Source organism: Pseudooceanicola marinus (assembly GCF_020177265.1).
Taxonomy (GTDB): Bacteria; Pseudomonadota; Alphaproteobacteria; order Rhodobacterales; family Rhodobacteraceae; genus Pseudooceanicola; species Pseudooceanicola marinus_A.
Genome location: NZ_JAIVMC010000013.1, coordinates 77,991 through 98,081, shown reverse-complemented (window position 1 = coordinate 98,081; position 20,091 = coordinate 77,991). Strand labels below are relative to the sequence as shown.

Sequence of the window (20,091 nt, the reverse complement as noted above, 5' to 3'; positions counted from 1 at the left end):
TTTTTGGGGAATGAATGCAGGGACGCTTGCAGCATAGCGCTCCCAAGCTTCGCCGAAACTGGCGCGACTGTCGGCTTCCTCGCTCCTCGCCAGGCGCACATACATCCACACCAAAACCGGAAACATCGCGAGCGTCAGCAGAGTCGGCCACTGCACGAGAAATCCAGCCATGATGAGAATGAATGCTGCGTACTGCGGATGGCGAATCCTTGCATAGGGTCCTGTCGAGGCCAGGCGTCCTTGCCGCTGCGCCGTCCAGAGATGATGCCAAGCCACAGAGAGCAGCCAGAAGCCGGCACCGACCAGGAAAAAACTTAGGAGGTGAAATGGTCCAAAGTGTGGATTGGTGCGCCAGCCCATGATCATCTCTGGCAAATGCCCGCTGTCGTGAGCGAACCAGTCGATACCGGGCCAGTGCGATTGCAGCCACCCGGAAAGCACGAAGATCGTCAGCGGGAAGCCGTACATCTCAGCGAAGAGCGCGACAATGAACGCACTGAATGCACCGAAGCTTCGCCAGTCCCGCGCAGTTTGCGGTTTGAAGAAGCTAAGGGCGAAGATGATAAACACCGCCGAGTTGACGAAGACGAGGAACCAAAGACCATAAGAGGCGCCGGTATCTGTCATGATTTGTCATCTCCGTGGCCGTGGCCTCCGTGCCCCCCATGCATAAAGAAGTGCATGCCCACGCAAACGAGTAGCGGCAACCAGAGGAGCCAATCGCTCGCGAGTATGTGGACCCGATGTTCGTACCCCAGAAGCACCCCGGCAATCCCCAGGGCAACGATGAGATAGACTCCGCCTCGCGAACGCCAGAAGGAAGGAGGTCTCGCCTCCTCATTGCTTTTCTTCTCGTCGATGTGCTTGGTATGTAGTGCCATTTCCGCACCTCTCTCGTTCAGATACTTGTCTTGCGAAGTCGCAAGGAATTGAGCACCACCGAGATCGACGATGCGCTCATGGCGAAGGCGGCAAACATCGGACTGATCAGGATGCCGAATAGCGGGAAAAGCACACCGGCAGCGATCGGCACGCCGGCGGCGTTGTAGATCAGCGCAAAGAAGAGATTCTGACGGATATTGCGCATGGTTGCGCGGGCGAGACGGCGAGCCCGGACGATGCCGTCTAGGTTGCCCTTGACGAGCGTGATCCCCGCGCTCTCGATGGCGACATCCGCTCCGGTTCCCATCGCGATCCCGACATCGGCCTGAGCCAACGCGGGGGCGTCGTTGACGCCGTCTCCTGCCATCGCGACACTCCTACCCTCGGACTGCAACTCCCTGATGATCCGCGCTTTGTCTTCGGGCAGCACGTCCGCCCGGATTTCGTCGATGCCGAGCCTTGAGGCGACGGCTTTTGCCGTGCGCTCATTGTCGCCAGTCGCCATGATGATGCGAAAGCCAAGGTCGTGAAGCGCCTTCAGTGCCTCTGACGTCGTCTCCTTCACCGGGTCGGCAACACTGACCATACCCGCCACCCTGCCTTCTACGACCACGAACATGACCGTTTCGCCTTCGTCACGTCGTGCGTTCGCCTTATCGGCCAGCTCGCCAGCGTCGAGACCGAGATCCTGGATCAGCTTGAGGTTCCCGAGCGCGATGCGTTTTCCGTCGACCGTTCCCATAACCCCCTTGCCGGTGACGGCTTCGAAATCCCCGGCGTCGCCAAGTTTCATACCCCGCTCTTGCGCGCCCTCCACGATGGCCTCGGCGAGCGGGTGCTCAGAGCCCTTTTCAAGCGTGGCCGCCAACCGTAGCACCTCGGCTTCGTCATGGCCTGCTTCCGGCAAGATGCCGACCAGCCGCGGTTTGCCCATGGTCAAAGTGCCGGTCTTGTCGACGATCAGTGTATCAATCTTCTCGAACCGCTCCAGAGCCTCGGCATTCTTGATCAGCACCCCTGCCTGAGCGCCGCGCCCAGTGGCCGTCATGATCGACATCGGCGTCGCAAGACCAAGCGCACAGGGGCAGGCGATTATCAGGACGGCGACCGCTGCGATCAGGGCATAGGAGAGTGCTGGAGCTGGCCCCCAGATGGCCCAGCCGATGAACGAAAGGACCGCAATGCCGATGACTGCGGGCACGAAGTAGCCGGAAACCTGGTCGGCATACTTCTGAATCGGGGCCCGAGAACGCTGAGCATTGGCCACCATCTCGACAATCTGGCTCAGCATCGTGTCGCCCCCTACGCGCCGTGCTTCGATGATCAGCGATCCGGTCCCGTTAATCGTAGCGCCGGTGACCGGCTCACCTTCAACCTTTTCGACCGGGACAGGCTCGCCAGTGATCATGCTTTCATCGACTGCGGATCGGCCATCGAGCACAACGCCATCAACGGGAATCTTGTCGCCCGGTCGGACCCTCAGCCGGTCGCCGACCTGGACATCTTCAAGCGGGATTTCTTCCTCCCTGCCGTCCTCTCGAATGATCCGTGCGGTCTTGGCGGCGAGATCGAGCAGCGCTCTGATTGCCTTGCCGGTCCCCTCACGAGCGCGAAGCTCCATGAGTTGGCCCAAAAGAACCAGCGTGACGATGACTGCCGCCGCTTCGAAGTAGACCCCGACATGGCCCTCCGCACTACGGAACCCGTCCGGGAAGATATCAGGCAGGAGAACCGCAACGATGCTGAAGAGCCAGGCGGCCATGACGCCCATGGCGACCAGCGAGAACATGTTCAGCTTCATCGTACGGAAGGACGTCCAGCCACGCTGCAGGAATGGCCAGCCGCACCACCAGACCACCGGTGTGCCGAGGAACAGTTCGATCCAGAGCGTGGCTCGCTCGCCAAACACCTCGCGCACGCCCGGGGCCCCCAAATAGGGGCCCATGGTGAAGACCAGCAAAGGGACTGTCAGCCCGGCTCCGATCCAGAAGCGCCGGGTAAAGTCGATAAGTTCGGGATTCGGCTCATCGGCAGTCATTGTAGCCGATTCAAGCTCCAGCCCCATGCCGCAAATTGGACAAGAGCCAGAGTGAGTCTGGCGCACCTCAGCATGCATGGGACACGTATAGACCGGACCGTGATACCCGGCTGGCACCGTATCGTAGGAACCACCCGAGGCAGCCAATCCGACATACGTTTTGCGCCCTATGTGATCAGGGCCTGCCGTAGACGCATGGTGATGACCACTGTGCGACTTGTGGCTGTGGCTGGCGTGCGCCGTCGCCTGACCTTCAGGCACCAGATGCATCCCGCATTTGGGGCAGTCACCCGGTTGGTTTTGCCGGACTTCGGGGTGCATTGGGCAAGTCCAGAATTCGTCTGCGGTCTGGTTCTGATTGTGATTGTGATTGTGATTGTGATTGTGATTGTGACTTTGGCTGTGGGGCATGTGGAAGACTATACCTCGTGAGGGTGATAGGTGATGCTATTGGGCACCTGCAGTTCGCGAATAATCGGTAGTCTGATCGGGATCCTGGTGGCCCGAAAGACGATATTTCTGGCGGACTAGAGGGCTAAGGATGGCGCTGTCGGCCTCAACAAAGGTGAGCGGCGACATTGCCACGTTCTCTTTCCCGGTTTGCTGTCCTGTGCGGTGCGAACCTCGCCCCGCACAGGGCCCAGAGGCGCTTTCAGTTGCCCGAGGATCCGGAGCCATCCATCATCCCCATGGGCCCGTCCATCGTATTTCCGGTACCGCTCATCGGACCGCCAGAGCCGTTCATCTCCATCCGAAGTGCGGGACGACCCATCTCGGCTTCGGAGATCTTCGCATCGCCGTCAGCGTCAAGATACTGAAAGCGGCGGACCATGACCTCCCGGGTCATCGCCAGGTAGAGGGCTTCAAATTCAGCGAGTGACAACGTGCCATCGCCGTCCTTGTCGAACTCCTCCAGCCGGGCGAGCATAGTCTTGCGCCCCGTCTCCGGGGTCATGGCTCCCATCATGTCCGGACCCATCATCATGCGCATCATTGCGCCGTCCATCATCTCCATCTCGCCGGGGCCGACGCCCATCATGGCAGCATCCATCGCGCCCATGCCGCCTGGGCCAGAACCCATCATTGCACCACCCATCATCTGAGCGTGCATGCGCAGCATCATCGGCATCATCTCCTGCATCATGTTCGCCTTACCTGCGGCCGCGGGATCTTGTTCCATGCCGATCGGGCCGGCAAAACCATGGCCGTGATCGCTATCCGCGACGGCGAGTCCCGCGCCGGCCATGGTCAGAACCAGCGCAGTGGCGATCGTGTTGTACAGTTTCATTTTGTTCTTCCTTGAATCCCAAAGGGGGGGGGGAAGCGGCTGAAAATGCGCATCGCGTCCCTTTTCGATCAGCTATCGTGGCTGTTCTCTTGCTGATAGCCGTCGATGGAGAAGTTCTGGGACCGGTGCTTCAACCGCTAAGAATCCTGTAAGCGCCAGAAGTTCAGTGGCGTTACATGTTCACTGATCGTGCATCCGTTGACCCAGAGAGGGCCGTAATCTTCTCGATACACGACAAAGGCCCTGTTAGGATTTGGGAGGGTGATCGAGCCTAAAAACCAGCGCCGACGTCCCGCTGCGCTGTTCGATGGAAAAGGGCCCGCGACAAGTACTCGGTACAGAAAACGGTATACAATCCGGCACAATCGCGATCAGGCACGATGTCCCCGAAGCGCAATGTCCATCGACAATTGCGGCCCTTGGCGCATGAGCGCCGACGTGATCTACGCCTGCATATACGATCGTCTGAGATGATGGATAAGAGAGCGTATCATGCGCATGAGCTGCATGAGGAATAGAACTAAATCCGACAGTTAGTGCCACGACAATCATTGCGACTGTTCGCAAGACCACAACACACAGATTTTTTGATCGATTCCAGCGCAAGGGGAACTCCTTTGGTCTAAGCTACCCGACCATCGCCTTCTTTCCTTGATCTAAATCAACACTGATGAATCCAGGAGCTTTCGCCAACTCTTGACCCTGGACTGGAGCGCATATTCAATATGCGGCGATTTCTGCGGTCATGTCGATCCTTGCTTGCGCAAGGTGGTAGTAGCTGATGCCAGAGTGGTGGCCGTACCAGCCCTCCAGAACTTCTGGTGGTGCCCGCATAGCCGTCCATCAAGCCGCTTATGGCCGCTTCCGTGGAAGAAAACCCGTTCGCTTGTGCAGAAACAGGCCACTTGGAAAGGGCGCGAGTGCCCTTCCCGTCAGGGCTGATCGATGGAGCGAAGCAGGTGGCTCTGTGGTGTACGATCCTCGAGTGAGAACTCGCAAAACAGCGCTGGCTGCACCTTCTGCCCCGGCCCCATCCTTGCCAGTTCCTTCCACACTATACGGGAAGTGAAACATATCCAAAGGGTCTTAAATCAGGGGCGATTTTTCACCAACATGGGCTCAAATTTGCCGTTCGCCGCAGATCGCCCGGACGGCCGATTCTTAAATTTGCGAGGCCGTCGAAGTGCTTCGTAGTCCTCGCATGCCGCAACATCCTCTATCTTTGACGCCCACCCCTGTCAGGACTTCCTTTTGACAGGTCCTGCTGACGCTCTGCGCTATCGGTCGGTTTTCCGCGCTCGCGAGGCGCAGAACGCGCTGCATCCTGCCCCGCTAGAGAACGGGCCATCTCGGCACGTTGCGTCGTCGTCTCGGTCAGCCGCGCTGCGAACCGTTTGGTTTCCCGCGCCAGGTCACGGTCGTTCGGGTCCGCTGATCCTGCCAAGATCGTTGCGGCTTGGTCATACGTTGCCATCACCCTGTTGCGCCGCGCGATCAACGCGTCATCCCATGCCTTCTGCGGCAGACGTCCACCGTTGTCTTCGAGATCGCGCCGAACTTGGCGCATCTTCCGGGCATCGGCCAAGGGCTTACCGCCCCGTTGCCTGATCTTGTAGACAGGCGTGACCTCTCCCCGGCGCGTCACGCCTCGGGCATGGCGCGGGGTGGATTCCGCCTCGATCCCGCGGGTCCGGAGCTTCTCGGCGAACGTGTCCCGCAGGCGTTGCAGATCAGCTTTCCGCAGATTCAGCTTCTCGCCGTCCTCGCCCACGGTGCGAAGCGTCAGGTGCACATGGGGATGATGCGTATCCGTGTGCAGGGCCATCGCGTAGTCATGCCGCCCTTGGAACTCCTGCCTTGCCAGCGCCCTGACCGCGTCTTTCACCGCTTCCGCATTCGCCGTACCGGGCATCGAGAACACGATGCTGGTCGTGATCCTCGTCCGGTCCGTGGCAGAGCCTTCGCGTCGATCCTCGTCGTGTTTCTCTATCCACTCGCGATAGATCGCGCCAACCTGCGTACGGCCGTTGAAGGCCTCCCCGCGATCATTCTCGACCTCAATCTTGCCGTTTCGGCTGATATAGGCGAGATGCTCCGAGGCCCTGACCGCTTCTGATGCTCGGCTGACCTTGATCGGATTGCCGGACTTGTCGTTCTTGGCGGGCTTGGACACCTTCACCATGACCTCCGGCGCGCCTTTGACGATACGGGCCAACCGCGCCTTATCAGCCGCCGAAATCGCCTGTGCCTGCGCAGTTGAACGATCCGCATCCTGGGCCCCAGCCTTGCGCTTCCTGCCCCCACTGTCGACGGATCCCGCAGCCGGCTTATTCAGCTTTCTGTTGGCCTCTGAATCCCAGCAATCCTGGAACCCCAGCTCCGATTTGAAATCACTCATGGCTGATCATCTTCCCCGGACTGGAACTGGAAGCGGCCTTCTGCATAGACGCTGAGCGCCATGCGCAACTTGGCGACGTCTTGGCGCAGGCCCTCGACCTCAGCCTTGGTCAGATCTGCGCCCGCGCCCGTGAGCACACCTCGGTTCAGCGCATAGGCAATCTGGTTAGCGTTGACGGCCAGGCCACGAAGCTGGCGGTAGGCGGCGCGGACACCACGTCTTTCGCCCGACACCATCTGCGGCGCATTGCGCATCCGCGCCGACAACAAAGCGGCAGCCCAGGTGGATGCCGTGACGCCTTGGGACCGCGCCTCTTCCTCGAGCTCCTGCCGCACATCGGCAGCCAGACGAACCGTCACCTTTCCCTCCCGCCGCGCGCGGGAGGTCGGACGGCTGGGCGGCGGCACGGCGTCGTTCCCCTCCAGCGCCAGACCGATCAGGCGCCCCAAGAGGACCGACACCGTTTGCCCTTCTGATGCCGCCAAGGCCGCCAGCTGAGCATGGCGCTCGGGCGGCAGGTAGGTCATCGCGGCTTTTTTCTTTGTCGGCATTCTAACTCAAAGGTGCATTACTTGCTGGCGCTTAGCCTATCCTGCATTAGTCACAACCCTAGCCCCAAACGTGGTCCGGGACCACGTTTTCCGCGCTCTTCGTCAAGGCTGGGCAAGATGCCGCCGCGGGCGCGAGATGCGGTCCCAGACCACATCGAAAGACCGTGATCCGACGCTGGTCGCAAAGAAAAACGCACCGTCCGGAGGCGGTGCGTTTCGATCCGTCAGGCCCGCGTTCCGAGGGCTAGCCCCAGAGGAAGAGCAGTCGATTGCGCGGGGTGACACGGAAGACGAGGCTGTCGAGATAGAACGACAAAGCGCTCAGGACGACGAACACGCCGGCCATCAAAACCGGCGCGATGACTCGATAGACGAACGGGATCTGATCGGCGGCAGCAACGCCGTAGCCGGTAAAGATCATCACGGCCCCGGCCAGCGCGGCGACCAAGTGCAGCACCATCAGCACCGTGAGAGCCGCCTGAACCGGCGTGCGGATCAGCAGCATTGCGTTCCAAAGCGCGATCTTCACCATCTCTTTTCCTCCTCAGTTCCGGAGCAGTTCCACTAACTCGACCTCGGCCAGCGGCACCTCCGCCAGCCGCCCCTCCCCCTCGAAACGGATCAGGACAGACTTGGTGTTCGAGGCAGGCTGATCGAGCAAGGCCCTGCCAACCTGTCCCGCGTGACGGACCAAAAGGGCGGGCGAGGCGCTAACGTCGCGAGGCCGGGGCGCGGTCTGAGAAGCTGCCGCAGTCGCTTCACCTGGCTCGCTTCCCTGCCCTTCCGCGTCCCTCCTCTCGGCGCTCGCATCAGAGGTACCTCTCGGGGCTTCCACTTGAGGTCCGAAGGGTTCAGGCGGTGCGGTCGCACTCATGTCGTGCGCGGCCTGTTTGGCTTCGATCTCTCCCCGCAGACGCTCGACGGTCACGCGAGAAATATCCCCCGCCTCGGTTTCACTGAGAAACTGCCGAACGGCGGCTTCGTCCTTCTTCCAGAGCGTGTTCAAGTCCGACAGGGCGCGGATCGGAGCGTTCCGGGCGGCTACATCTCGCAACGCATCCGGCATCTTGGCCAAGGCGGCGAAGCGCGACACCTCACCTTCGTTCCAGCCAAGCGCCTCGGCAATCGCGCTGCGCGACTGGCCCGCTGCCCGCATCGCGGCAACGGCCTCCGCGACCTCCAAAGTCGTCAGGTCGGCCCGCTGCACGTTCTCGGTCAGCTGCGCCATGCGCAGCGCGTCCGTCATCTCGCGAACAACGGCGGGGATCCTGGTCAGCCCGGCCAGCTTCGCAGCCTGAAAACGCCGCTCACCCATGATCAACACGTGCTTCCCGGCGGCGTCGGCCGGCTGCACCGTGATCGCCTGAAGCACCCCCTGGGTCCGGATGCTCTCCGCCAGCGAGGCCAGCTGATCCTTGTCGAAATGCCGACGGGGCTGCTCAGGGTCAGGTACGATGGCGTCGAGCGGGATGTCACGCTGCCCGGCCTGCGCCGGTTTGTTCTTCCGCGTCAGGGCCGCGAGATCGCCGCTCTTCTTGAGACGGTCGAGCGTCTGCATCGTGCTGCCAAATTTCTTCTCGGCCATGGCTCAATCCTCCTTCTCGATAGCCTCGATGAACCAGTCAAAGAAGGCGCCGAACTCGGCGGCGGCCTCCTTGCCGCTGGCGGTCGGCACCTCGAACACCGGGATCCCTTCCGCTTCTGCCGCTTCGTACCCGACCCGGTTCCGGATGGCGTGCGGCACCAGAAGGTTGGAATAAGACTCCGCAACGGCCAGCAGCGTCTCGCGCTCGCTCTTCTTTACGGCGTCGAAGCGCGACGGCAGCAGGCCCAGGAACTGGATGCCCTCGTTGATCTCCTGCACCTGCACGAAGGCTTTCAGAACGCCCTCGACGCCATCCAGCGAGAACCGTTTCAACTCGATGGGCGACAACATGAAATCCGCCGTCAGAAGCGCGCCGTAGACCAGCGCCGAGAATGTCGGCGGCGTATCCACGATGCAGAAGTCCGCGCCGTCCAAGCCGTCCAGCGCCGCAACGGTGCTTTGCAGCACCGCATCGTCCGAGCTGACAGGCACGTCGCGGTCCCCTTCGATCAGGACGACCTCGCCGGGGTCGACGGAAAAACTCGGTGCTTCGCCACCCTCCAGCATCTGTAATGCGTTTCCGACGACCCGCGTGCCGCCCAGGGCGCTGGTGAGGTTGCGTTGCCCGTCCAGATCAACGGCGATCACCGAATAGCCTGCGCGACCAAGGTAAAAGGCAATCTGGCTCGCTACGGTCGTTTTGCCGACGCCGCCTTTGTTATTCGCGATGACGATCGTCTTCACGGTCTGCTCCTTCCTCGTCAGTCTTCTGGCGCAAGCCCCAAAGCTCAAGCGCCTCTAGGACGATCTCGCCCATCGTCGTTTCCCGCTCGAAGGCCTCGCGCTTCAGGGCGCGATGCACGTCAACGGGCATATTCATGGAAAACATGCGTGTTGGATTGCGCATCGATCTCTCCGCAAAACGCAGTCGGATTTCGGCTGACATATGCGCGGCACCCTGATGCAGGGCGACTGACCTCGGCCCTGGGTCGCCGCGGCGAGACGTCTGTCTCGGCGCGGCAAATTTTTCCTGGGGCCAGGCCGCGTGCCTGTAGTGGCGTCCATAGAGTCATACATGTGTATGGACTTCAAACAGGTGGGGCCCGCGAATGCGGGCCCCTTGCGAAGTCTTGCCGATCTGCTCAGGCGGCGCGTAAAGCCCCGCCGACGGCGGCGGCCTCCAGAACAAAGTCTGCGGCCTTCTGCGCGGCGCTCGCGGCCTTGAAGATTGCCCGCTTGTCCTCTTTCAGCACCCCGAGCCAGCTATCGAGGTAAGATGCGGCTTCATCGATGGTCGGCTCGACGCCGATGCGCGCGCCAAGGAAGCAGCTGCCAATTTCGGCAATCAGCTCTTCGCGGGCATAGTCGGCCTTGGTGCTACCGACCTTGAAGCGATCCAGCCGCGACCGATGCCCTGTCCAATGCGTGACCTCGTGGCAGAGCGTTGCCGTGTAGTGCTGCGCCGAGATGAACGCGGACACGGGCGGCATCTGGATCCGATCCTCCGCCGGGATATAGCACGCCCTTACACCGCCATGCGTGACATTCGCCCCGACCGCTTGGAAGAAAGCATCAACTTCCGGCAGGGGACGGGTGCCAAGATCCTCCTGCACCTCCGGACGGGTGTAGAACTGCTCGGGCAAGCCTTCAATCTGGTCCGCGTTGAAGACGCGATAGGCGCGCGCATAGGGGATCGCGACCGCCTCGCCGTCATTATTCTCACGCTCGACGGTCCCGTATTTCACCACCGTCGAGGACTTCTGCCCCTTGCGCACATGCGCGCCAAGGTCCTTGGCCTGCTTGAAGGTGAACCAATGCGCCGAAGCAAACCCGTTGGCATGGGCGGCAAGCCAGAGCATCAGCACATTGATCCCCCGATAGGGTTCGCCATTTGCCCGCAGCGGGAATGTGCCGCCCTGCTCGCCGCCGGTCCACGGCTTGCGCCACGGCGAAACGCCCGCCTCCATCGCCTCGATGATCTGGTTGGTGACGTGCTGGTAGATGTCGAAATCCGATTTAGCCATTTGTGGCCTCCTGACTGGTGGGACGGGGAGGCTTGGTGCCCTCCTTCCGCCGATGGGCTGCGCCTCGGCCACCTGATCCGACCGAAAACGCATGTTTTCGGCGGAACAGAGTGGGAGAGGGCGAAGCCCGACCCACGGGCCTGAACCGGACAGTCAAAGGATCGGAGACGAGGATGGTGCGGCCCGCAGGCCGGAGGCCGAGGACACGGTCCTCGTCGGAGACGACGCGCCTGCGCGGCGCTTGTCTTTTGACTTTCCGGGGCAGGTCTGTTGGGCGGACCAGACCAAAGAAAACTGCCAGGGCGGGGGTGAGCGGGCGCAAGCCCGTCGATCCCCTGTCCTGACCTCTGAACACATGTGACCCGCGCAAACTGCGCGGGTCTCTTCTGATCTTTACGGGAAGTTCAGCTAGCCGAGGCCGGCGGCCGCCATCAGCCCTCCTCCGGAGGCCGATCCAGGTTGCGGGAGTAGCTGACCTCGACCTTGAGGAAACCGGGGACGCTGAGCGCAACCGAGATCTTGAGGTTCGCTTTGGTGGTGAGGCTTCGCAGGATTGAGCGCAAACGGGCGATGATCTTGTTCATTGTGGTGCTCCTTTCGGTGATGGATGATTTCGGGAGATCACCGCGACGGCCCAGAGCGGACGGGTGCACCGCCTGCGGTCGCAACGAAGCGCAGCGCAGTGAAGAAGGGCCTGCCCTTGCACCGGGACGGGGCCGGCGCACGCTCTCCCAATCAAATCGCCACACCGCGAAGGTGCTTTCGCACACTGACGGATGCCCGAACCTGCGCGTTCCTTCCTGCGTGGCCTTGCGACCCCGAACCGACCGCGAAATGTGGGCCAGACCTTTGGCCGAGACGGAGGCCTCAGAACGACCATTCGACCGTGCTGAGGGCTGGCTCGGAGAGACTGACCGCAGTGCTCTTGGCCGAAGGGAGCGCGGGGGTGTCCGGCTCGGGGTGGAGGTCGGCACCGCCGGCCGGAACCTTGGCACGCGGTCCCGCGCCTGCGCGGGATTCGCCCAGACCCAACGTCCCGCCGCGGTTTCCCACAGGCCCCTCTCTCGATACTTGGGGTCTCGTTCGGGGCCTGCTCCGGCCTGAAACTCCGCTCCCAAAGTCGCTCCGTTCCAGGCTGGAAAACCGCTCGCCCCCATCCATCCGTCGCACATCGACCCGGCGGAGATTTAGAGCTGAATTGCAGTCGCAGCGCGCCCTCCAAACGAGGAATACGCGCAGAAGCTGATCTTCAGCCTTTTCCAGAGCTGAGACACATTCAAAAACATATCGACTTTCAGTGGCTTGCCCTGACGTTGATTGGCGTCTTTCCGCGCAACGATGGAACAGCGAGGTTCAACCTCAGACTGTTTCAAAGTAGCAATTCCGGGCTTGGTTATTGGTGGTGAATGCCCAGGATGACCGCTTTTCGCGACTGCCTCAGTGAGGCCGCGAAGACCGGCGTCATGGGCTCCTGACCGAGAGCCAGCATGACGTTCTCAGCCAACCGCTTCTTCCCGAGCGGCGAGCCGCCACGACCCGTTGCGCCGCCGGGCACCCAACCTGTGGCACGACACAGACGAACCAAGAAGGAGGTATAAATGGACAAATCGAGCGAGGCTGTCCGACAACCGAAGCGCGCCCTGCTACTCGGCAACAGGGTGCGCCAGTTCATCAAACGCGGGGGCCGCCTGCGCTACGAACCCCATAAGGACCCTGCGAACGGCAAAACCGTCTGGGTCGTCATGGGCGTCTTCCCCGACGAGACGGAAGAGCCGGTGTTCACGACGTCGTCCGGTGAGCACAAACATTTCCGCTCGGCCGATGCCATGATCCAATATCACAGCCAGATGTGCCCGGATGAGGATGTGCTGATCGTTCCGATGCCCACGAGCCATTAGCTCACGGATTGGAATGGCCCCTCCCGGGGCCATTTCGCCGCGGCAGCGGCTCCCGCGCGGACAGCGCCAGTCCTGCCGGGACAGGGCCTCGGGCCCTGACGCGGCAGGACACCAAAGGGCCGCCTCAAACGAAATGACCCCACCGAAGCCGAGCCGGAACGCCCTCTCGCCGGTCAGGGAAAATCATCCTCAGCCCATCTCTTCCAACGGCTGGCAGGCAACGCGAAAGGGCCGGAAGGAAGGGCCGCCCGAAGGCGACCCTCTCTCGGTCATTCATCCGATGCCTTCTTCGCAGGATCGGCGACCCGCATCACGGTCAAACCCTTCGCCTCGGCCTTCTGCCCGAGGTTCAGCGCCACCCCGTTGCCGCCGAAGAGCACAACACCCGTCGCGGCGAACTTGTCGTCGAGCATCTCATCGTTGCATTTGAACGGCGCCGCCCGTCCATGTGCGGACCAGCGCGGATCGAAGCGCGCCTGCGCGACGCCGCGCGCCCGCGCCCACCGTGCCGCGATCATCTCGGCACCATGCTTGCCGCCCTTGTGGCAGAGGAAGATCTCCTGATTGCGGTTCTGCCGGATGCGCTCCCGAACCTTGTCGAGCGTGTTGAAGATGACGTCGATATCAGTCCAGTCGGTGGCACCCGAGACGATCAGGGGCACCCCCTCGACCTTCGACTTCGTAGCCGTTTCGCGATCATGCTGTTCCAGGAGCTGCTGTGCCTCGAAGACCGCCCCGGTCTCCTGCGCCCGGACGCTCGCCCGCGAGCCTGCGGCCGGGATGAAGGCATGGCCGGTCTCGACCTCGTAGCATTCCGCCGCCGCCTCGGCCATCGTCTCGACGGCTCCGACGATTTCCCTCAGCTGCAGGAAGCGGACCTGGGCCTCTTCCAGCGCAGTCTCCGCAATCTCCGATCCGTCGTGCGATTTTGCGAGTGCTCCGATCTTGTCGGCGGTGCGGTCAAGCTCCTTGCCGAGGGCGACCTTGCGACGCTGCAGGATCGTGGCGAACCCATGCGCGAGCGGTTCGATCTCGCCCTCGAGCCCGGTGCCGCGCAGCTGCCCGAGCAGCGCCTCGAAGGTCTCGCGGGTGATGCTGTCCCTCAGGATGTCGTCTTCGGGGATCGGCAGGACGGCGCCCTTCTCCGTCAGCCCGAAGAGTTCGATGGTCTCGTAGGCGGTTGCGTTGTCGTAAGCCATGTCGCTATCTCCAGATGGTTGTGGAGCCACCACGTGAGTGTGGGGGCATGGCCGTACGTCTGGTTCACCGAATCTGTCCGGGTCAGGGACGGCGAAGCCGCCGGCTTGCCGGGCGCAAAAGTTTTCCGGGCGCGCCGCCAACCACGGGCGCGCCGTCGATCACTGGGCTGACACCTCCGCGCGCACCGCCCTTGCCGAAAAGTTTTGCGATCCTTGAGGCGGGCTGATTTGGGGGCCATCCGGAGGATATGCTTCCGCGCTCATGTGTGTGTGTTTGACGGTAGGTTTGCCCGACACGAGCAGGCAAACGCCGCGACCGGACGCGGGAGACGGATGAAGCGGAGGGATGGTTTTGGCCTCTGGCCAAAACAGACTGGAGCGCAATCCGGCGGAGCGGCCGGGGCGCGACGTGCTCGCGAGGCGGGCAAACCGGGATGCCGGGTGCGACGCCGCGGTGAGGCCGCATGGCCGAATGCGCGATCGGCCAAGGGCCGATATCTCCCCTGCGACACGCGAAGCCGAGCAGGGGAGGCCGTCAGGCATCTGGCACCACATTCGGAGCGATGACCGCCGCTCGTATTCTGTCCCGAGCTGATTTCGGTTGTCCAAGCGAGCCAAGTGAACCAAGACGCAAACAAAGAGGAAGGGTATGTTCCATGACACCGAAGTGGCCTGAAATAACGGAGGGCCATCGGGACGGTTTTACATTGCTCTGTCCTAAACTTCATAAGCACTGCGTCTGACCAGATTACCACGCCGCAGCGGACGTTCGCTGCGGGAGGCGCGAGCGTCGTTAGTGCGGACTTTCCTGACTTTCGCTGCGACTGCGCGGTGTGAGGTTTGTGCAGTGGCCCCACAGCGATCCTGAGATCGGCGCCGTCAGGCAGCCTCGTAGCTGGAGAAGATTTCCGTCCTGCCATCTCCGAGGATCAGGAACACGTCGTAGGCTTCCCGCTCATCCTCTGGCCCCATGCCCGGTGATCCGTAAGGCATCCCAGGCACGGCGAGACCGACGGCATCGGGGCGCTCGGATAGCAGCCGTCGAATGTCGGCCGTCGGCACGTGTCCTTCGATCATGTAGCCCTCGATTTCGCCGGTGTGGCAGGAGGTCATGTTCTGGGGGATGCCGTTCTCGAGCTTGTGCCGGATCAGGAGGGTGCCGAAGCTGCGCTCGGTGGTGACCTTAAATCCGTTCTCTTTGAGGATCTCGATCCAAGCTGTGCAGCAGCCACAGTTCGGGTCTTTCAGAACGTGGATCGCGGGAGAGCTTTGAGACAGTCCGGCGGTCGGTGCCGTCGCGGCGAAGCAAGCGGCGGAGGCCATCACGGCGCGGCGGGTGAGGGTCATCAGGGTTCCTTTCAGGTCTTTGCGGCGGCGCGATCGGGGCGTGTCTCAGCGGTCAGATCGACGTGACCCGCAGGTTCAGGCGTGCCGGTAGGACGGAAGAACAGCAGCCGCAGGGCGTTCATCGTCACCAGCAAGGTGGCACCGGTATCCGCGAGGATTGCGATCCAAAGGCCGGTGATCCCGAGCACGGTAGTCACGAGGAATATCGCCTTGAGGCCGAGCGCAATCGCGATGTTCTGGCGGATGTTCGAAATGGTCGCACGGGAGAGGCGGATCTTGCCCGGCACATCGGTCACACGGTTGCGCAGGATCGCCGCGTCGGCCGTCTCGAGCGCCACGTCGGTGCCCGAGCCCAAGCGTGCTGTCGATGCCCTTTGCGGATGGAATGCTGGACATCGATTATTTCCCCGTAACGTTTTCTTCTCGGTGGTTACGTTCGGGCTTGTTCTGCGCCGAGCGGAAGCTGTCCCAGAACAGCAGGGCCGCACCGCAGAAAATCGCCACATCCGCAAGATTGAAGGACGGCCAGTGGTATGTTCGGTAATGGAAATCCAGAAAATCCGGGACGGCCTGATAACGCAGCCGGTCGAGGACATTGCCGAGCGCGCCGCCGATGATCAGACCGAGAGCGGCAGCCGTCAGCCTGTCCGGCGCGCGCCACAACCAGATCAGCAGCCATGCCACGATCACGCCAGCAAGCGCGATGAGACCCCACCAAGGCACGATCCCGCCCAGCATACCGAAGCTGACTCCATCGTTCAGAACCCGCACGAGATTGAGAAAGGGTAGAACCTCGACGCCGCGCTCAAGCGCCGGTGTGTTCAGCGCAAGCGCCTTGGTACCCTGATCGAGGCCGAACGCCGCGATCGCGCAGAGCCCGCCCAGAACGCGGCTGTTCATGCCGCTGCCTTCAGATCGGCCCGCGCATCGCGGATGATTGCCCAAGACGAGTGCAGGAACAGTCCGGCGATGCCGAAGGCGACGATGAGGTCCGGCCAGGCGCTGCCCAGCCACGCCACGAGACCGGCGGCAACGACAACCGCCGCATTGCCGATGGCGTCGTTGCGCGAGAATAGCCAGACGGCCCGCATGTTCGCGTCGCCCTTGCGGAACCGCAGCAGCGGCAGAACGGAGATGACGTTGACGACAAGGGCGATCATGCCAAGCAGGCCCATTAGACCTGCATCCGGCGTCGTCCGTTCGAAGACTCGCACGATGGTCGTGCCGAGGACGCCAAGGCCGAGCAGGCCGAGGAAGATGCCTTGGATCAAGGCCGACCGTGCCCGCCAGGCGAGGCTCCAGCCGATGGCCAGCAGGCCAAGGAAGGTGATCGCGCCGTCGCCGATGAAATCGAGCGCATCGGCCTTCACGGCCTGCGATCCGGAAATGAAACCGCCGATCATTTCGAGGACCCCGTATCCCACGTTCAGGATCACGACGATCCAGAGGGCACGGCGGTAGGCCGGGTCCTGATGGGCGGGATTCGGCGGAATGTCTTCATCGCCCTCGATCCGGTCGAAGCCATAGCCTGTCACCGCGACTGCCTTTTCGATGTCCGGCAGGCGCACTTCGGGTGCAGTCAGTGTCATGATGTGCGTCGCGGCCGACACTTTCACATCGCCGGGCGCGACCCCGGCTGCCTGTGCCGCCCGCTCGATCTGCGCGGCATCCTTGGCGCAATCCATACCGGAAACCCGGTAACGGACGGGCGGGACATCTGCCGTCGATCCGGCATTTTCGGTGTTGGCCATGGTCGCGCTATTCCTGCTAGGATGAATCGAAGAACAACATATCAGCGAGGAGTGATATGGCGCAATTGGTCGATGACCGCAAGAGCGCAACCATCGAGCGACGGGCGAAGCTGTTCCGCGGCTTCGCGGACCCGAGCCGCCTGGCCATCCTCGGTGCACTTTGCAACGAGCCATTGGCCGTTCACGAGCTCGTCGAGCGGACCGAACTATCGCAACCCAACGTCTCCAACCATCTGAGGTGCCTGCTGGACTGCGGGCTTGTCGCCAGCGACCGCGAAGGGCGCTTCATCCGTTACCGTATCAGCAACCCGCGCATCACGGTCCTTCTGAACGATGTGGACGCACTTCTCGACGTGGTCGCAAAGGGTGTTGAGGCGTGTGACAATTATCGTGAGGCGTGAGTCAGAACGGACGGCCGGTCGACTCGGCGCAGATCGGTTGGAAAGATGTTGTCCGTGTGCAGGGTCCGACCGGAATCCTGCTGAGGTTCGACAAGCTGGCTTCGGAAGAGACACCATTCATGTATCACTGCCACATCCTCGAACACGAGGATGCGGGCATGATGGGGCAGTTTACGGTCACATAACAGGACCCCACCCGCTCGACACCGGGCGTCGTCAAGAGCTTACGTCTTCTTGCGGCGTTCTATCAGGTGCCGGTGTCGCCTTGTTGAAACGCATTACGGAGTATGTCTAGACCCGAACGGAGAACACCTCGCTAAGCTGCGGGTCCGCCGAAGCGGCCGTCCAGTCGCTCGGCAGCATTCGTCAAAAAGGGCTCGGACCCGGCCTTCGCCGTAGGCTACCTGAACGGCGGCTTCGGCGCTAACGAGACAATCTCGGCGCGAAATCGAGCTTCCGCTCCCTCGTGCAACCCGCCAACCACGTCCTGAAACGCCCGCGACCCTAATCGTCCAACATCCCCGCCGCGCGCATGCTGAACACAGCCTGCTCCCGCCCGAAGCCGACGATGAGGTGATCGTGGACGGTGATGCTCATCACCCTGCAGGCGTCAACGATCTTCCGTGTCATGTCGATATCGGCCTGGCTTGGCTGCGGATCGCCGGAGGGGTGATTGTGACAGAGGATGAGAGCAGAGGCATCAAGCACGAGAGCCGAACGTAGGACCTCGCTGACATAGACCGGGACGTGATCGATGCTGCCCCGTGACATGATCTTGTCACGGATCAGCTTGTTCTTCCGGTCCAACAGCAGCACCCGGAACACCTCGACCCGTTCGCGGACGGCGTTCAGAGCCAGGTAGTCGGTCAGCATCGTCCAGGATTGCAGCACGGCCGTGGCCCGAACATGCCTGCGCAGGATAACGCGCGCGGCGTCGATGGTCTCGATTTCGGCCTCGGAGAAACCCGGCGCGGGCGGATCGCTGATGTCGATGGGATCATGTCGTGTCATATCGTTTCCAATGGTTTGAGAGGAGCGCGGCGGGCGGCGTTCAGATCAGCCCGGCGAAGACGAGGCCGGATTTCATGGAAGCGCGGCCGCAGGCCTCGCAGAAGCCGGCGCGCTGATCTGGTTCGAGATCGGCGGTGTGATCGCAATCGGACGCCACGCAGATCGCGGGCACGACGCTGCCGAGCGTATGGTCTTCCAGAAAGTTCGCGACCTCGGCGTAGCCTTCGGCCTCGGCGAGCGTGACCAGCTTGGGATGGGAGAGATTGAACATGTGTCCATTCCTTTGATGGGGAGAAACGAAAAGAGGGGAGCCGCGCTACTGCGGCTCCCCTCACGGGGCGTGCCTCTTGGGGACAGGAGGCACGGGTGACAGGCGCCTCGATTGCTCGGGACGCCCTTTCGCTGCGGTAATGCTGTGCGTCAGCTCACCAAGGCGAGAGCCGTGTTGTCCGACCGCTCCTGGCCAGCGCTCTCGACGAACGGGATGATCGAGAAGGTCTGGCCCCCGCGTTGCTCTTCATTCTGCACCGCGTTCACCCGCAGATCGCCATCCGGCGTGTTGATGAGGAGCGAGACGTAGTCGTTCCCGGTGCGGTTGCTCTTCGCCATCCAGGCAGATCCGACCCGGATCGGGTGGCCCTTCGGCGAGCTCACCTCGATGCGGTAGTCGGGATGGGTCGCCTCGGTCTTGAACGCGTTCTCGATGAGCATGAAGTCGAGATCGAACATCATGTTGGCGACGTAACCGGCGAAGGCGTTGTCCGCATCCATCGCCGTCAGCTCGCCCGAGATCGAGCCGGATTTCATGGCGCCGTTCGAGACCAGCGGGATGATCTCGTAGTCGTCATTCTGCGCCTCCCGCGCCTCCTTGCTCTGCACCGCATTGACGCGGAACGGGCCGAGGCCGACATCGATCTGCATCGAGACATAATGATTGCCGGTGGTATTGCCGGTCTCGTTCCAGGCCGTGCCGATGCGCACCTTGCGCCCGGACTTGTTGACGGCCGTAACGTCGAAATCCGGGCTCCGCTCGGACATCTTGGTCCGGGCCTCAAGCTGGATCGCGATGTCGAACCGGGTGGAGTGGATCATGCCGGTAAAGGCTGCGGTTGCGGTGTCGGCGGTTTTCGTCAGGGTTCCTGCGAACATGGGTCTTCTCCTTGGGTTTACCGCTGCCCGGCTTCCTGTCTGAGCGCGCGGGATTGCTTTTCCGACCCCTCATGGGATCGCAAAAACCCAAAGCCTCCTTTCCTTTCTCTCCTGCCCATCAGCCCGTCCCGGCGTCAGGATGGCCCTCCGACGTCGCCCCTCGCACCTCCCTTCCCTGCTCCCCGTCTGCGCCACGCGTCGACACCGATATGAAGAAGTCGGCCTCGGCCCCGTTCAGACGATGGCCACTTCGGTCGGTCAGACCGATTGCGCTGCCGTTCGGCACAAAGGTGATGAGGTATTGGCCGAGGATATCGCGGTGCACCCGGTAGCCTTCGTTGGCCCAGTGGACGGATTTACCGGCATCCACGGCGGCCTTGATCTGCATGATGTTCATTTTGATCTCCAGTTCCAGTTTTGACCGCGGCAACGCGGCGCGCTCAGCCCGCTATGTCGGCATCATGCCCGCAACGCTGGCCCGGCATCAGTGATGTGACGACGCCTCGCCTCCAGGCCGGGGCGAGGCGCCCGGGACAAAAACCCGTCGCGGCGCGCGGGCGATGAAGCCG

Annotated in this window: 23 protein-coding genes and 1 pseudogene; 3 read left to right on the top strand and 21 right to left on the bottom strand. The window is 62.2% G+C overall.

Going from position 1 to position 20,091, the window contains the following annotated elements:
* The 12 genes from LC066_RS19640 to LC066_RS19585 form a co-directional block, all read right to left on the bottom strand.
* Window positions 1–627: methyltransferase family protein (locus tag LC066_RS19640; protein WP_224902708.1), on the bottom strand; the 627-nt coding region annotated here is incomplete at its 3' end.
* Complete coding sequence (locus tag LC066_RS19635) at window positions 624–881, bottom strand: DUF2933 domain-containing protein (RefSeq protein WP_007803536.1); 258 nt, start codon at window positions 879–881, stop codon at window positions 624–626. The genes LC066_RS19635 and LC066_RS19640, both read right to left, overlap by 4 nt.
* A gap of 17 nt (window positions 882–898) precedes the next feature.
* Complete coding sequence (locus LC066_RS19630; RefSeq protein ID WP_222495201.1) at window positions 899–3,241, bottom strand: copper-transporting P-type ATPase; 2,343 nt, start codon at window positions 3,239–3,241, stop codon at window positions 899–901.
* A gap of 331 nt (window positions 3,242–3,572) precedes the next feature.
* The gene (locus tag LC066_RS19625) at window positions 3,573–4,208 is read right to left on the bottom strand and encodes a calcium-binding protein (protein WP_224902704.1); all 636 of its coding nucleotides are present in this window, start codon (window positions 4,206–4,208) and stop codon (window positions 3,573–3,575) included.
* A gap of 1,216 nt (window positions 4,209–5,424) precedes the next feature.
* Entirely contained in the window at window positions 5,425–6,606 is a 1,182-nt protein-coding gene (locus tag LC066_RS19620) for a relaxase/mobilization nuclease domain-containing protein (protein WP_224902701.1), read from the bottom strand.
* On the bottom strand, window positions 6,603–7,133 hold the full coding sequence (locus LC066_RS19615; protein ID WP_224888693.1) for a hypothetical protein: 531 nt from the start codon (window positions 7,131–7,133) through the stop codon (window positions 6,603–6,605). The genes LC066_RS19620 and LC066_RS19615 overlap by 4 nt, the downstream gene beginning before the upstream one ends.
* 268 nt (window positions 7,134–7,401) lie before the next feature.
* A complete protein-coding gene (locus LC066_RS19610; protein WP_100161067.1) occupies window positions 7,402–7,689 on the bottom strand; it encodes a hypothetical protein in 288 nt (95 codons plus the stop codon).
* A 12-nt stretch (window positions 7,690–7,701) separates the two neighbouring features.
* Window positions 7,702–8,742 carry a ParB/RepB/Spo0J family partition protein gene (locus tag LC066_RS19605; RefSeq protein ID WP_100161068.1) on the bottom strand — a complete coding sequence of 347 codons (1,041 nt, stop codon included), beginning with the start codon at window positions 8,740–8,742 and terminating at the stop codon, window positions 7,702–7,704.
* 3 nt (window positions 8,743–8,745) lie between these two features.
* Window positions 8,746–9,486, bottom strand: coding sequence for a ParA family protein (locus LC066_RS19600; RefSeq protein ID WP_100161069.1), 741 nt, complete (start codon window positions 9,484–9,486; stop codon window positions 8,746–8,748).
* Window positions 9,461–9,622 carry a hypothetical protein gene (locus LC066_RS19595; protein ID WP_224902699.1) on the bottom strand — a complete coding sequence of 54 codons (162 nt, stop codon included), beginning with the start codon at window positions 9,620–9,622 and terminating at the stop codon, window positions 9,461–9,463. The genes LC066_RS19600 and LC066_RS19595 overlap by 26 nt, the downstream gene beginning before the upstream one ends.
* A gap of 262 nt (window positions 9,623–9,884) precedes the next feature.
* Window positions 9,885–10,766, bottom strand: coding sequence for an ArdC family protein (locus LC066_RS19590; protein ID WP_100161070.1), 882 nt, complete (start codon window positions 10,764–10,766; stop codon window positions 9,885–9,887).
* A 431-nt stretch (window positions 10,767–11,197) separates the two neighbouring features.
* Window positions 11,198–11,350 (bottom strand): hypothetical protein, encoded by a 153-nt coding sequence (locus LC066_RS19585; protein WP_172720886.1) that lies wholly within the window; start codon window positions 11,348–11,350, stop codon window positions 11,198–11,200.
* A gap of 1,014 nt (window positions 11,351–12,364) precedes the next feature.
* On the opposite strand from LC066_RS19585, the gene LC066_RS19580 reads away from it, so the two are divergent.
* Window positions 12,365–12,664: a hypothetical protein gene (locus tag LC066_RS19580; protein WP_224902697.1), complete on the top strand. Its 300-nt coding sequence runs from the start codon at window positions 12,365–12,367 to the stop codon at window positions 12,662–12,664.
* Between the two features lie 269 nt (window positions 12,665–12,933).
* On the opposite strand, the gene LC066_RS19575 is transcribed toward LC066_RS19580, so the two are convergent.
* The 5 genes and pseudogenes from LC066_RS19575 to LC066_RS19555 form a co-directional block, all read right to left on the bottom strand.
* Window positions 12,934–13,863 (bottom strand): DUF2493 domain-containing protein, encoded by a 930-nt coding sequence (locus LC066_RS19575; protein ID WP_100161072.1) that lies wholly within the window; start codon window positions 13,861–13,863, stop codon window positions 12,934–12,936.
* Between the two features lie 879 nt (window positions 13,864–14,742).
* Complete coding sequence (locus tag LC066_RS19570) at window positions 14,743–15,210, bottom strand: DUF411 domain-containing protein (protein ID WP_121634690.1); 468 nt, start codon at window positions 15,208–15,210, stop codon at window positions 14,743–14,745.
* Window positions 15,211–15,221: 11 nt separating this feature from the next.
* Window positions 15,222–15,566, bottom strand: a pseudogene (locus tag LC066_RS19565) (heavy metal translocating P-type ATPase); the annotation flags it as partial.
* Window positions 15,567–15,609: 43 nt separating this feature from the next.
* Window positions 15,610–16,110: a signal peptidase II gene (gene lspA / locus LC066_RS19560; protein WP_100161074.1), complete on the bottom strand. Its 501-nt coding sequence runs from the start codon at window positions 16,108–16,110 to the stop codon at window positions 15,610–15,612.
* Window positions 16,107–16,961, bottom strand: coding sequence for a cation transporter (locus LC066_RS19555; RefSeq protein ID WP_036708216.1), 855 nt, complete (start codon window positions 16,959–16,961; stop codon window positions 16,107–16,109). The genes lspA and LC066_RS19555 overlap by 4 nt, the downstream gene beginning before the upstream one ends.
* Window positions 16,962–17,017: 56 nt before the next feature.
* Between LC066_RS19555 and LC066_RS19550 the strand changes: the two genes are divergently transcribed.
* Window positions 17,018–17,362, top strand: coding sequence for an ArsR/SmtB family transcription factor (locus tag LC066_RS19550; protein ID WP_054522777.1), 345 nt, complete (start codon window positions 17,018–17,020; stop codon window positions 17,360–17,362).
* Window positions 17,359–17,547, top strand: a complete 189-nt coding sequence (locus LC066_RS19545) for a multicopper oxidase domain-containing protein (protein WP_035746442.1) — start codon at window positions 17,359–17,361, stop codon at window positions 17,545–17,547. The genes LC066_RS19550 and LC066_RS19545 overlap by 4 nt, the downstream gene beginning before the upstream one ends.
* Before the next feature lie 319 nt (window positions 17,548–17,866).
* Here LC066_RS19545 and LC066_RS19540 read toward each other — a convergent pair whose 3' ends face one another.
* The 4 genes from LC066_RS19540 to LC066_RS19525 all read right to left on the bottom strand — a co-directional run bounded on the left by LC066_RS19540 (window position 17,867) and on the right by LC066_RS19525 (window position 19,919).
* Window positions 17,867–18,373 (bottom strand): JAB domain-containing protein, encoded by a 507-nt coding sequence (locus LC066_RS19540; RefSeq protein WP_224902695.1) that lies wholly within the window; start codon window positions 18,371–18,373, stop codon window positions 17,867–17,869.
* 40 nt (window positions 18,374–18,413) lie between these two features.
* Window positions 18,414–18,644 carry a hypothetical protein gene (locus tag LC066_RS19535; protein WP_224902693.1) on the bottom strand — a complete coding sequence of 77 codons (231 nt, stop codon included), beginning with the start codon at window positions 18,642–18,644 and terminating at the stop codon, window positions 18,414–18,416.
* Between the two features lie 149 nt (window positions 18,645–18,793).
* A complete protein-coding gene (locus LC066_RS19530) occupies window positions 18,794–19,522 on the bottom strand; it encodes a DUF736 family protein (protein ID WP_224902691.1) in 729 nt (242 codons plus the stop codon).
* Window positions 19,523–19,640: 118 nt separating this feature from the next.
* Entirely contained in the window at window positions 19,641–19,919 is a 279-nt protein-coding gene (locus LC066_RS19525; RefSeq protein WP_224902689.1) for a hypothetical protein, read from the bottom strand.
* Window positions 19,920–20,091: the final 172 nt, after the last annotated feature.

Coding starts and splice junctions, on each gene's coding strand:
- LC066_RS19585 (WP_172720886.1), bottom strand. CDS start 11,350: ATGAACAAGATCATCGCCCGTTTGCGCTCAATCCTGCGAAGCCTCACC.
- lspA (WP_100161074.1), bottom strand. CDS start 16,110: ATGAACAGCCGCGTTCTGGGCGGGCTCTGCGCGATCGCGGCGTTCGGC.
- LC066_RS19630 (WP_222495201.1), bottom strand. CDS start 3,241: ATGCACCCCGAAGTCCGGCAAAACCAACCGGGTGACTGCCCCAAATGC.
- LC066_RS19575 (WP_100161072.1), bottom strand. CDS start 13,863: ATGGCTTACGACAACGCAACCGCCTACGAGACCATCGAACTCTTCGGG.
- LC066_RS19615 (WP_224888693.1), bottom strand. CDS start 7,133: ATGACCTACCTGCCGCCCGAGCGCCATGCTCAGCTGGCGGCCTTGGCG.
- LC066_RS19595 (WP_224902699.1), bottom strand. CDS start 9,622: ATGAATATGCCCGTTGACGTGCATCGCGCCCTGAAGCGCGAGGCCTTC.
- LC066_RS19635 (WP_007803536.1), bottom strand. CDS start 881: ATGGCACTACATACCAAGCACATCGACGAGAAGAAAAGCAATGAGGAG.
- LC066_RS19620 (WP_224902701.1), bottom strand. CDS start 6,606: ATGAGTGATTTCAAATCGGAGCTGGGGTTCCAGGATTGCTGGGATTCA.
- LC066_RS19550 (WP_054522777.1), top strand. CDS start 17,018: ATGGCGCAATTGGTCGATGACCGCAAGAGCGCAACCATCGAGCGACGG.
- LC066_RS19570 (WP_121634690.1), bottom strand. CDS start 15,210: ATGACCCTCACCCGCCGCGCCGTGATGGCCTCCGCCGCTTGCTTCGCC.
- LC066_RS19610 (WP_100161067.1), bottom strand. CDS start 7,689: ATGGTGAAGATCGCGCTTTGGAACGCAATGCTGCTGATCCGCACGCCG.
- LC066_RS19580 (WP_224902697.1), top strand. CDS start 12,365: ATGGACAAATCGAGCGAGGCTGTCCGACAACCGAAGCGCGCCCTGCTA.
- LC066_RS19540 (WP_224902695.1), bottom strand. CDS start 18,373: ATGACACGACATGATCCCATCGACATCAGCGATCCGCCCGCGCCGGGT.
- LC066_RS19555 (WP_036708216.1), bottom strand. CDS start 16,961: ATGGCCAACACCGAAAATGCCGGATCGACGGCAGATGTCCCGCCCGTC.
- LC066_RS19590 (WP_100161070.1), bottom strand. CDS start 10,766: ATGGCTAAATCGGATTTCGACATCTACCAGCACGTCACCAACCAGATC.
- LC066_RS19530 (WP_224902691.1), bottom strand. CDS start 19,522: ATGTTCGCAGGAACCCTGACGAAAACCGCCGACACCGCAACCGCAGCC.
- LC066_RS19625 (WP_224902704.1), bottom strand. CDS start 4,208: ATGAAACTGTACAACACGATCGCCACTGCGCTGGTTCTGACCATGGCC.
- LC066_RS19605 (WP_100161068.1), bottom strand. CDS start 8,742: ATGGCCGAGAAGAAATTTGGCAGCACGATGCAGACGCTCGACCGTCTC.
- LC066_RS19525 (WP_224902689.1), bottom strand. CDS start 19,919: ATGAACATCATGCAGATCAAGGCCGCCGTGGATGCCGGTAAATCCGTC.
- LC066_RS19535 (WP_224902693.1), bottom strand. CDS start 18,644: ATGTTCAATCTCTCCCATCCCAAGCTGGTCACGCTCGCCGAGGCCGAA.